Genomic DNA, 11,102 nt, shown 5'->3' on the forward strand with positions numbered 1-11,102 from the left:
TTGTCGTGACGCCAGCGGGCGACCACGAGGCTCGCAAAGCCCAGGCCGAGCAGGGCGGCAGCCGTGAGCAGCAGCGGCCATGTGGCGCTGCCGGTGAACGGCAGGGTGCCGCGACGCGGTGTGGTGGACGCCACGCCCCCGGTCGTGGGTGGGCTCGGCGGGCAGGTCCCTGGACCAAAGCCCAGGCATGACGAGTGGATCGAGCACACCTGGTTGCTGATGTCGGTGAACGGCGCGTCCCCTGCGCGACCGGACACCACGAAGCGGTCACAGACATCGGAGCCTGGCACAGCGCTTCCGGGGATGTTCACGCGGAAGGTCGCCGTGCCGGAGACCCGGACGTCGCCGAGGTCCACCGTGGTGATGACGGCTGGGTTGGGGAAGACCTGGTCGGCTCTGATGCAGTCCACCACGTGGTAGACCCCGGCGGGCCGATCCGTCTGCATCCTGAACACCTCGAAGGCTGCCTGCTCGTCCCCCCCGACGAGGGTCTTGCTGAGCGAGCCCTTCTCGCCCCCGGCCAGCACGTCGTTGCAGTCCGGCGCGGCGGGGGAGGGTGCCGTGCGGCCGTTGGAGGTCGAGGTGGGACCAGCGGTCGTGGCCGTGGTGCTCGGTGGGGCCGCCTTGGCGGGCGGTGCGCCGTGGAGGAGCTGGACAGCGATGGTGAGCGCGACCGCGGACCCGATCCAGGCCAGGCGCCGACGAGTGTTCGACATTCGAGATCGCCTCAAGTGAGAGATTGCCTGGGGGCAGCCAATCCGGGCTCAAGGTGGACTTGGCCGACGGAGGCTATGTCGCCTCCGATCTCGGGTCAAGTACGACGTAGACCCTGGGGAAGCCAATACGGGCAAGAGCGAGGCATGCCGAACCGGGTTCGGTGGAGGCAGCGCGACCGTAAGCCGATGTTGGTGGGTATGGGCGACCAGGCTGCGGCATGGCTGCGTGGAGGCACCTCGCGGTCGCAGCCCCCTGGTCGCCAACGTCGTCCCCTACTTCTCGTTCGGCTGGGGCGAGCAGCGCGTGGCTCTTTCGTCGCCGAACCCCAACCGCCGGATCCGTGGACTGGTGGTTGTCGTCCGACTGGTCGGGTCCAGACGGATCTGCCCTGCTCAGGTTGGGTGCGCCGTCGGTGCAGACGGATCCAGAACGGTCCCGTCGGATCGTCCTCCTAGCTAGCGGAACTCGACCACCAGCACCTGGCTGAACCCGGGGCCGTCGATCTGGAGTCCGTAGCAGCCGGCGCCGGCGCGGAGCAGGGTCGTTCGCCACCAGAGGCCCTCGCTGCCGGCCGGATGGGCCGTTGCCGGGTCGAGCACGTGGATCAGGCCCAGCTCCTGCTTGTCGTCCTGGAAGCGGATCGGGTCCCTGGGTGCACCCAGCCGGTGGCCACGGACGATGACCACGCCGCCGAGTGGCTTGGGGGCGTCCCAGTACACCACCGAGGTCCGGTCCAGCCGACCGTCAACGGCGGCCCTGAACAGCACCGGGTACACCGGCCCGTCGCCCAGGGCGACGGCCGCCACGGGGTTGGCCCGAGTCATCGGCGGGCCGGCCGCGGGTGTGGCCGGGCAGGAGCCGTCCCGCCGGAGGCTGGGCAGCCGCAGCGGCCGCCGCAGCGCCTCGGGGATCGCCGGCGGCGGCAACGTCACGACGGTGACCAGCTGGATGGGTGCCGTCGACGGCGCGGGCCGCGCGACCGACCGCCGATCCTCGGGAACGTCCAGCAGCCGCCCGGCTGCCGCCAGCCCGGCGAGCGCGGCCAGGACCGCCAGTACCAGCCCCCATCCCCGCCAACGCACCAGCCTCATCCTCCCCGACCACGCCCTACCGGTGCAACAGCAGTATGCGTGGGAATGACAGCGGAACAAGCAAGGCAAGTGCTGAGGCCTTTAACTTGCGGTTTTTGGAGCTGGCGGGGGGACTCGAACCCCCAACCTGCTGGTTACAGCCAGCGGGCGACCGTCCACCGCGTGCTGCCGCGTGTCGTCCCTGCAGCTCAGGTCAGGTGGGTCGTCCAGTCGGTGCGCTCCTGTCGGGTCGAGTAACACCAGGTGGAATGACCAACGGAATGACCTGCCCGACCCTTCCCAGGCGCCCCTCCGACGCGACCTCCCCTGCTTGCCCCCAGCCGCTGAGGCGGTGCAGCGCTTGGTCTGGTCGTCGACCTCAGCGCCGGAGGGCGGAGTACAGTCCGCGCCGTGGTTGCCTCGTCGAGGCACCGGTTAGCCAGGTGGGCCGACCGGGACGCCCCGGTCGCGGGAGGTGGCACGATGACAGGGAACCCGTTGCAGCATCTCGCGGACGTGGAGGAGATCAGCATCGGCTTCCGACGCCCGGACGGCTCCACCGGGTCCACCCCGGTGTGGGTCGTGCAGGTCGGCGACAACCTGTTCGTGCGTTCGGTGCGCGGCCCCAAGGGCGGCTGGTATCGACGGCTGCGCGCCAATCCCGACGGTGAGGTGCGGGATGCCGGGCACCTGCATCCGGTGCACGCCGAGCCGGTTGCCGACGCCCGCACGCTCGCCGAGGTCACCCGCGCCTACGCGACCAAGTACTCGGGCAGCCCGTACGTGCAGCCGCTTCTCGAGGAGCCAGCCGCCGGCGCGACGCTGCGTCTCGACCCGAGCTAGCCAAGGTCTGGAGGCTCTGGCACTCGAGCCTCGGGATTCAATCGCGGACCCTGGACAGCGAGAACCAGTTGAGCTCGGGTGCACCAGATTGCAGATCTTGTGCTCGAACCCTCGATTTCAATCGCAGCTGACCGACGCATCCCCTGCTCGAGCGGGCGAAACTCGCTTTCCTCGCGTCGTCCCACCCCGTACGTTCGGACGGTTATGCGCGAATTACCTCTGGCCGATCCCGGCACGCCCGACCTGCGGTCGCCGACCCGCCTCCTGCTGTGGGTCGCTCGTGGGCAGGTTGGCACGCTCGCGGCCGGCACGGCGTTCGGCGTGCTGTGGATGGGGGCGCAGGCGGTGACGCCGACTCTCGTCGGACGAGCGATCGACCTCGGCGTCGCCGAACACGACATCGGGGCGTTGCTGCGCTGGTCCGGCCTTGTCCTCGCCGTCGGGGTGGTCGGCGCGGTCGCCGGCATCCTGCGGCATCGGGTTGCGGTGACGAACTGGCTGACAGCGGCCTATCGCGTGCAGCAGCTGCTGGTGCGACACGCCGTCCGCCTGGGTGGCTCGCTGCCCCGCCGCATCTCCACCGGCGAGGTCGTCAGCGTCGGCTCGCACGATGTCGAGCGCATCGCGGCCTCATGGACATCACCGCGCGCCTGTCTGGCGCCGTCGTCTCGTTCGGTCTGGTTGCGGTGCTCATGCTTCGCACGTCCATGACGCTGGGGCTCGTGGTCCTGGTCGGGGTGCCGCTGGTGTCGGCCGCGATCAGCCCGCTGCTGCGGCCCCTGCATGACCGGCAGGCACGCTGTCGTGAGCTGGTCGGAGCGCTGACGACCGTCGGCGCCGACACGGTGAGCGGCCTACGGGTACTGCGTGGCATCGGCGGCGAGGCGGAGTTCTCCCCGGCGCTACGCCGTCGCGTCCCAGGAGGTGCGTGCAGCAGGCGTGGCGGCCAGCAGGGTGCAGTCGCTGCTGGACGCCGCCCAGGTCGCATTGCCGGGCCTGTTCGTCGTCGTGGTCACCTGGCTCGGCGCACGCCTCGCGGTCTCCGGACGGATCAGCGTGGGCGAGCTGGTCGCCTTCTACGGCTACGCGGCGTTCCTGGTGGTACCCGTCCGTACCGCCACTGAGGCCGCCGACAAGATCACGCGCGTGCTCGTCGCGGCTGGGCGGGCCGTCCGCGTGCTGTCGCTGCAACCCGAGCTGGTATCCGGGTCGTCGGCCGCCGAGCCGCCGAGCGCGGCCGCCCTGGTGGACGGCACGAGCGGGCTCACCGTCTACGCTGGCGAGCTCTTCGCGATCGTCACTGCCGTCCCTGAGGAGGCCACGGCGATCACCGACCGCCTCGGCAGGTTCGCCGACGGTGACGGCGTCACGCTCGGCGGCGTCGCCCTGCCCGACCTGCCGCTCGAGACCGTACGCCGCCGGGTGCTGGTCAGCGAGCGCGAGCCGCGGCTGTTCACCGGACGGCTCGCCGACGAGCTCGATCCGACCGGTACGGCGTCTGCCCGGCAGGTGCTGGCGGCGGTGCACGCGGCAGCGGCCGAGGACGTCCTCGAAGCGCTGCCCGACGGACTGGCAACCGAGGTCGAGGAGCGCGGCCGGTCGTTCTCGGGTGGGCAGCGTCAGCGGCTCGTGCTGGCCCGCGCGCTCGTCGCCGACCCGGAGATCCTCGTGCTCGACGAGCCGACCAGCGCGGTCGACGCCCACACCGAGGCACGCATCGCCGACCGGCTCGGCGTGCTGCGCAGCGGCCGTACCACCGTCGTGTGCACCACCAGCCCGCTGCTGCTCGACCGCGCCGACCGGGTCGCCCTCGTGGTCGACGGCCGCGTCGTCGCCGAGGGGACCCACGATGACCTGATGCACACCGAACCGCGCTACCGCGCGGTCGTGACCCGAGGGGAGGAGGCATGAGCACGCTGCCCGTCGCGACGACGGCGCAGGTGCGCGCTCACGCCGTGGGGCTCGCACGCCGTCACCGGGGCGCGCTGGCCGGCGTGATCGGCCTGCACGCCGCCGCCACGCTCGCCGGGCTGGCCAGCTCGGCGCGATCGTCGACGCGGTCGGCCGTGGCACCACCATCGGGCATGTCGACCGGGTCGCGCTCGCGGTACTGGCGGCGCTCGTCGCCCAGGTCGTGCTGGTGCGCGCCGCACAGATGGCGTCGTACGTCCTGGGCGAGCGGGTCCTGGCCGAGCTGCGTGAGGAGTTCCTCGACCGCGTGCTCGCGCTGCCGCTCGGCACGGTCGAGCGGGCCGGCACGGGCGCAGCAGGTCGCGCTCGCGCGCCTCGTGTCGCCGACCCCCACACCCTGGTGCTCGACGAGGCCACCTCGCTGCTCGACCCGCGCGCGGCACGGCACCTGGAGCGGTCGCTCTCGGCCGTGCTGGCCGACCGGACGGTCGTGGCGATCGCGCACCGCCTGCAGACCGCGCACGACGCCGACCGGGTCGCCGTCGTCGAGGACGGGCGCATCACCGAACTGGGCACCCACGAAGAGCTGGTGGCCGCGGACGGCGCCTACGCCGCGCTGTGGCGCTCCTGGCGCGACAAACCCGCAGCGACGGGAGCCCACTGACGCGTCTGCGCTGACGGGCATGGTGCCGACCGCGTCGCCCCAGGGGGCACTGTTGCATCTGAGCGAAGGGGGTCACCGACGAGTCGCTGAGTGGAGCCTGTGCCCCGCGAGAGGGCCGTGAGAATCACTCAAGACTGCCGATCCCGAATATCATCCGTGGCGTTCAGGAACTCTCTAGGGGAGGACATCGAGGAAGCTGATCACCAGATGCAACAGTACCGTCGCGCCAGGGCACGCCGGTGCGGTCCAGCCAGCGGGGTGCCGAAGAAGTGTCGGCACCCCGCTCCGTTCCTACCGTTCGGCCCAGTACGCCTCCAGACGGTCTGCCAGCTCCTTGGGACGGCTGAGGGCAACGCAGTGGCTGCCGTCCATCTCATCAGGGATGATGCCCAGACGTTCCCGCACCACCCGGCGCATGAACTGAGCCGGAAAGAAGCGGTCGTCGCGACACAGCAGGAACCTCGTCGGTACCTCTGGCCACGCCCGGAGCGGCCACGGCTGCTCAAACGGGGTGGCGGACTGATCCCGCCCCCGCTTCAGCGCCTCGGCCGCCAGGTCCAGTGGGACATCGTGAAGAAACAAGGCGATCATGTCGTCTGGTGCTCGGGCGTCGCGCTCGTCCTGCTCGCGCCTCGCCTGTTCGTAACCGGTGTTGGCCCACCAGTCGCCCGGCGGCTCACCTGGCAGTGGGATCATCCCCGCCAGCAGCACCAGCAGGTCCACCGGCACCCGCTCGCACACCAGCGGTGCGGTGAACCCGCCGAACGACTGGGCCACCACGACCAGATCGGTGCGACCGCCGATGGCGTCGACCACCGTGTCGGCGTACTCCAACAGCCCGGCCGAGTCGTCGTCGCACGGCAGGTCCGGGGCCACCACGTCGTGGCCCCGGTTGCGCAGCTCCGCCTCCAGCAGGTGCCAATACCACGCGCTGTCTGCGGCGCCGTGGACCAACACATATGTGTTCATAGTTAGCGATCCTCCCGTAGTGAACGAGGCGGTCGGCGAGCTCGCCACGGGCCTGGCCACAGAGTCACACGCGTCGTTCAGGCTAACGACAGAAACGCTGGTCGAACATCCGGCCCGCCTCCTGGCTGGTCACTCAGCCGGTCGAGCCGGAATACCACACCCTCCGATCGGCGGGCGCCAGCGTGTCCAGGACCACCAGCAGCGCCAGCCCGACCCCCTCGGCCAGCAGCGCCTGCTGCTCGGGGTCGGTCCCGTCCTGGCGACGCACGACCGGGTGGGCAGGTGCACGCCCAGGGGCTCCTCGCGCCGCGAGGTGCGCGCGCGCAGCATGTTCAGGCACACCCGCGCGACCCCCGTGGTCAGCCAGCCGCCGAGGTTGGCGACGCCGCTCGGCTCGGCGCGGCTGAATCGGAGCCAGGCCTCCTGCACGGCGTCGTCGGCCTCGCGTTCACGGGGGGTGGACGTAATCACCGGGAACGGCCTCACCGCGGCATTGGCAGACGTTGAGTGCGTCATTGACGCGGCCACTGGGCCCTCGCCCGAAGAGGAGGCGGCCACGGCGTTCTTCACCGCCGCGGCCCGGAACCTGCAGGAGGCCGGCGAGCGCGCCGGCGTGCGGCGGATGGTCGTGGTGTCCATCATCGGGTGCGACCGGTTCACCGCGGGCTACAACGCCGCGAAGACCGCACACGAGCGGGTCATGCTGTCGGGCCCGATCCCGGTGCGTGTGCTGCGCGCGGCGCAGTTCCACGAGTTCGTCGCGCAGCTCGTGGAGTGGGGCACGCAGGGCGAGGTGAGCTACGTGCCGAGGATGTGCACACAGCTCGTCGCGGCCAGGGCCGTCGCCGAGGCACTCGCCGACCTGGCCACCGAACCGGGATCGGCCGGGGCACCGTTCTCGGAGGTCGCCGGCCCGCGGGAGGAGAGCCTCGTCGAGATGGCGATGCTGCTCGCCTCCCGGCGCGGTCACCCGTTGAAGATCGAGGGCGTGAGCGACCCGGCCGACCCGGACCGCGAGCTCTACGAGAGCGGTGCCCTGCTTCCCGGCCCGGGCGCCATCCTCGCCGGCCCCACGTTCGAGGAGTGGCTCGACTCGACGTCCTGACGCGTTTCCTCTTGGCTCAGCCCATGCCAGTGTACTAGGATACTAGTACAAGCGGACGTGAGGAGGCGCCGTGTTCGCGTTTCGGCTGGATGCGCGCTCGGGGGTTCCGACCTACCTGCAGCTCGTCGGTCAGGTCAAGCAGGCCGTCCTGTTGGGCTATCTGCAGCCGGGCGACCAGCTGCCGACCGTGAGGGAGGTCGCAGCCGATCTGGCGATCAACCCCAACACCGTCGCCAAGGCGTACCGGGAGCTGGAGCGGGAGGGCCTGGTGGCCGCCCGCTCAGGACAGGGCACCTTCGTCCAGACCACGATCGCCGGGGTCGATCCCGCGACCTACGCCCGGCTGCGCCACGCACTGCGCCGCTGGGTCCGCGAGGCCCACGCCGCAGGGCTCGACCAGCAGCGGGTGGCCGCGGTGATGGCGAGCGTGCTGGACGAGGCCGCAGGCGCGGAGGGTGTCGCGTGACGGTGGCGCTGCGCACCGAGCGGCTGGCCAAGCGCTACGCCAAGACGTGGGCGTTGCGGGACTGCACGCTGACGCTTCCCCAGGGCCGCGTCGTCGCGCTGGTCGGCCCCAACGGCGCCGGCAAGACCACGCTGTTGCACCTGGCCGTGGGCCTGAGCAAGCCGACGGAGGGGACCGTGGAGGTGTTCGGTGAGCCGGTCGACCGGGCGGGAGCCACCCTGCGGGCCCAGGTGGGCTTCGTCGCCCAGGAGCATCCGCTCTACCGCAGCTTCACCGTCGCCGACCTGCTCCACCTGGGACGCAACCTCAACGCCGGCTGGGATCAGGGGTTGGCCGAACGGCGCCTGGATGCGCTGGGCATTCCGCTGGCCCGCCGCGCCGGCAGGCTGTCGGGGGGCCAGCAGGTCCAGGTCGCGCTGACGCTGGCGCTGGCCAAGCGGCCCAGGCTGCTGGTGTTGGACGAGCCCGTCGCGAACCTGGATCCGCTGGCCCGCCGCGACTTTCTGCGCGCGCTCATGGACGCGGTCGCCGCCGACGGCCTGACCGTGCTGCTGTCATCGAATGTCATCGCCGAGCTGGAGCGCGTGTGCGACCACCTGATCCTGCTGCGCAGCGGCCGCATCCGGCTGGCGGCCGACATCGACGACCTGCTCGCCGGCCATCGGCTGCTGGTCGGCCCGCGCTGCACCGATGACGAGCTTGCCGCCATCCCGGGGCTGCTGCGCGCGACCAGCGGGAGGCGGCATACCAACCTGCTGGTCAGGACCAATGGCGGGACAGAGCTCCACCCGCGCTGGCAGGCCCATGACGTGTCCCTGGAAGAGCTCGTCCTGGCCTATCTCGAACAGCCAGAACCCGCCGCCGCGAGGGAGGCCGACAGCTAGATGCTGTGGCTGACCTGGCGGCAGCACCGGGCGGAGGTCCTCGGCGGGCTGGTGCTGCTTGCGGCGCTCGGCGCCGTGCTGGTGGTCACCGGGCTGCCGATGCACGCCGCCTACACCGGCCAGGGCGTGGCAGCCTGCGTGGCCGGCGACGCAGCAGCGGACTGCGATCTGCTCCTGGAGCAGTTCACCGGGCGCTATGTCGGCCTGGGTGATCTGCTCACCTTGCTCACTGTGCTGCCCGCCCTGGCAGGGGTGTTCATCGGCGCCCCGCTGCTCGGCCGGGAGCTGGAGCACGGCACCTGGCGGCTGGCGTGGGCGCAAGGCGTCACCCGCGGGCGGTGGCTTGCCGTCAAGCTCGCCCTGCTGACCGCCGCGGTCACCGTCCTCACGGTCGGGTTCACCGCCTTGCTCACCTGGTGGCGCGGGCCCCTTGACGGCATCCAGGGGCGGTTCGACGGCGCCGCCTACAACTTCGAAGGCGTGGTACCTACCGCCTCGGCGGTGTTCGCCTTCGCGCTGGGAACCCTCGCCGGCACCCTCGCGCGCCGAACGATCCCCGCTATGGCACTGACGTTCTTCGGCTACTGGATCGTGCGGCTCCCGCTGGAGGTGGTGGGGCGCCCCCGATTCCTCGCCCCGCTGGCCCGCACCTTCGACCCGGGCGCAGCCCCGGCGAAGACGACCGCTGGGCGGGGCGCGCTGGGCGCGGGCCGGGACTGGATCCTCGACAGCGGCTTGATCGACGGCGCGGGTCACCGGCTCACCCTGGCGCAGGAAAGCGCGGTGCTGCGGGCGGCCCGCGATGCCGACATCAGCCAGCTCGCCTATCTCCAACAGAACGGCATCCGCAGCCTCGAGGTGTACCAGCCCGGGGACCGGTTCTGGAGCTTCCAGCTGATCGAGGCCGGGCTGCTGGTCGCCCTCGCGGCGGTCCTGCTTGCCGTCGCGGTCTGGCTGGTCCACCGACGGACCGGATAGGAGGTGCTTCATCCCTTCGACGGGTTCAGCGATTTGGAGCAGATCAGCGCGCAGGCAGGGTGGAGGACACGAGCAGGATGTGGGCGTGCCGCTCCGGCGACCGATCAGTTCGGCCTTGTACAGCGCGTTGACGGCTTCCGCGAGTCGGTGATGGCATCGATAGAGACGCCGTAGCCCTCCGCGTAGAACAGCTCGAGGGCAGCTTGCACAAGGCGGTCACGGGTCGGTGGCTTCCCCGCCGGCGTCGTGGTCGTCGCGATCACACCATGGGTCGCACCGCTGGTGGCGCGCTTCGGCGTCAAGCGGGTGATCCTCGCCGGGCTCAGCTCGCACGTCGTCGCCTATGCCCTCTTCCTGCCCATCGGCCTCAACTCCAGCTACGCGCCTGCCATGCTCGCGACCTTCCTGCTGGTGGGCCTCGGGTTCGGCCTGGCCTACGGACCGCTCAACATCGCCGGAACCAACGGCGTCTCGCCCCAGGAGCAGGGGCTCGCCGGTGGGCTGGTGACCACCTCGTTCCAATTCGGCGGCGCGCTCGTGCTCGCCGTCGTGACCGCCGTCAACAACGCCGCCACCGGACCCGACGGATCGCCGCAGGCGCTGCTGGACGGTTTCCACGCCGCCGCGACCGTGTCGCTGGCCGCGGTCGTCCTCGGGACGGCCGTCACGGCGCTGCGGCGCCGGCCGGCCCACCGCGCCGGCCATCTCCAGGGCGAGGGCGGTTGATTTCGCCAGGGGCCGAGCGACCCAGATGGCCGAGCCGTCGTGGCTGCAGCCAACTGGGGTGGCTGTGCCGTCGTGCGCCCGGAGGGCAAGGAGGGCGGCCAGCGCCGCGTCGAGTGCGTCGTGTGACCACAACTGCATCCACTCGGCCACAACCACCTGCGCACGCAGGAGTGCAATCCGTTCTCGGACACCCGCGAAGGTGCTCTTCTTAGGTAGGACCCGGCCGGCGAGGATCCTGAAACCGGCATGCGGGTAGACCTCGATCGGGGTGTGCCCGTTGGCTGCCAGCCCGGCTGCGCACGCCGATGACCAGCTTGCGCAGGCCGGCCATGATGTGCGGGCCGGTGCCGGTGCGGACCCTGGGAGGCGTCCTCGTCGAAGGTGACGTCGCGGACCCAGTGCAGGCCGTTCTCGATCGCCCAGTGCCCGCGGATGAGGTCAGCGAGCCGGGCAGGGCTGGCCTGGTGGTGGGTGCGGCTGGTGACGGCGTACACGGTCATGGTCCGCCAGCGCCGGGCGCCAAGGTCGCGGGTCTTGCGGGTGACCTGGATGACCTGCGCGGCATGCGGGAACCCCAACCCGCCGACCGTGCCGGCCTTGCGCGTGCGCAGCTCGACGCGGCCGTGTCCGCTCACTCACGGTCTGCCGGTCAGCGCGTGGCCGCGGCTGCCGCAGTGTGGCGGCAGCCGGGCGGGGAACTTCAGGGTTCGTCGCGGAGGCGGTTGGCGCGTTCGGTGACCTCGGCCAGGACCCGGTGGGTGGTGGCGAG

11 protein-coding genes and 2 pseudogenes are annotated in these 11,102 nt (G+C 71.3%); 9 read left to right on the forward strand and 4 right to left on the reverse strand.

Annotation, left to right across the window (positions count from 1 at the left end; genetic code table 11):
• Together VG276_00095 and VG276_00100 are read right to left on the reverse strand one after the other, a co-directional pair.
• The coding region (locus tag VG276_00095; protein HEV8647828.1) for a hypothetical protein at nucleotides 1-716 on the reverse strand (716 nt) is incomplete at its 3' end.
• Nucleotides 717-1,172: 456 nt separating this feature from the next.
• Nucleotides 1,173-1,799 (reverse strand): hypothetical protein, encoded by a 627-nt coding sequence (locus VG276_00100; protein ID HEV8647829.1) that lies wholly within the window; start codon nucleotides 1,797-1,799, stop codon nucleotides 1,173-1,175.
• A gap of 471 nt (nucleotides 1,800-2,270) precedes the next feature.
• On the opposite strand from VG276_00100, the gene VG276_00105 reads away from it, so the two are divergent.
• The 4 genes and pseudogenes from VG276_00105 to VG276_00120 all read left to right on the forward strand — a co-directional run bounded on the left by VG276_00105 (nucleotide 2,271) and on the right by VG276_00120 (nucleotide 5,205).
• Nucleotides 2,271-2,630 (forward strand): nitroreductase/quinone reductase family protein, encoded by a 360-nt coding sequence (locus VG276_00105; protein HEV8647830.1) that lies wholly within the window; start codon nucleotides 2,271-2,273, stop codon nucleotides 2,628-2,630.
• Nucleotides 2,631-2,834: 204 nt separating this feature from the next.
• Nucleotides 2,835-3,341, forward strand: a complete 507-nt coding sequence (locus VG276_00110) for a hypothetical protein (protein HEV8647831.1) — start codon at nucleotides 2,835-2,837, stop codon at nucleotides 3,339-3,341.
• 156 nt (nucleotides 3,342-3,497) lie between these two features.
• Entirely contained in the window at nucleotides 3,498-4,541 is a 1,044-nt protein-coding gene (locus VG276_00115) for an ABC transporter ATP-binding protein (GenBank protein HEV8647832.1), read from the forward strand.
• Nucleotides 4,542-4,920: 379 nt separating this feature from the next.
• Nucleotides 4,921-5,205, forward strand: a pseudogene (locus VG276_00120) (ABC transporter ATP-binding protein).
• Nucleotides 5,206-5,496: 291 nt separating this feature from the next.
• Here VG276_00120 and VG276_00125 read toward each other — a convergent pair.
• Nucleotides 5,497-6,174: an alpha/beta hydrolase gene (locus VG276_00125; GenBank protein ID HEV8647833.1), complete on the reverse strand. Its 678-nt coding sequence runs from the start codon at nucleotides 6,172-6,174 to the stop codon at nucleotides 5,497-5,499.
• A 163-nt stretch (nucleotides 6,175-6,337) separates the two neighbouring features.
• Nucleotides 6,338-6,618, reverse strand: a pseudogene (locus VG276_00130) (sigma factor).
• Nucleotides 6,619-6,631: 13 nt separating this feature from the next.
• Here VG276_00130 and VG276_00135 point away from each other — a divergent pair.
• The 5 genes from VG276_00135 (at nucleotide 6,632) to VG276_00155 (ending at nucleotide 10,333) form a co-directional block, all read left to right on the forward strand.
• Nucleotides 6,632-7,279: an NAD(P)H-binding protein gene (locus tag VG276_00135; GenBank protein ID HEV8647834.1), complete on the forward strand. Its 648-nt coding sequence runs from the start codon at nucleotides 6,632-6,634 to the stop codon at nucleotides 7,277-7,279.
• 70 nt (nucleotides 7,280-7,349) lie between these two features.
• Entirely contained in the window at nucleotides 7,350-7,745 is a 396-nt protein-coding gene (locus VG276_00140) for a GntR family transcriptional regulator (protein ID HEV8647835.1), read from the forward strand.
• Nucleotides 7,742-8,629, forward strand: a complete 888-nt coding sequence (locus tag VG276_00145) for an ABC transporter ATP-binding protein (protein HEV8647836.1) — start codon at nucleotides 7,742-7,744, stop codon at nucleotides 8,627-8,629. The genes VG276_00140 and VG276_00145 overlap by 4 nt, the downstream gene beginning before the upstream one ends.
• Complete coding sequence (locus tag VG276_00150; protein ID HEV8647837.1) at nucleotides 8,630-9,607, forward strand: transporter; 978 nt, start codon at nucleotides 8,630-8,632, stop codon at nucleotides 9,605-9,607.
• Nucleotides 9,608-9,889: 282 nt separating this feature from the next.
• Nucleotides 9,890-10,333 carry a hypothetical protein gene (locus VG276_00155; protein ID HEV8647838.1) on the forward strand — a complete coding sequence of 148 codons (444 nt, stop codon included), beginning with the start codon at nucleotides 9,890-9,892 and terminating at the stop codon, nucleotides 10,331-10,333.
• Nucleotides 10,334-11,102 lie beyond the last annotated feature (769 nt).

The sequence above is a fragment of the Actinomycetes bacterium genome (assembly GCA_036000965.1).
Classification (GTDB): domain Bacteria; phylum Actinomycetota; class CALGFH01; order CALGFH01; family CALGFH01; genus DASYUT01.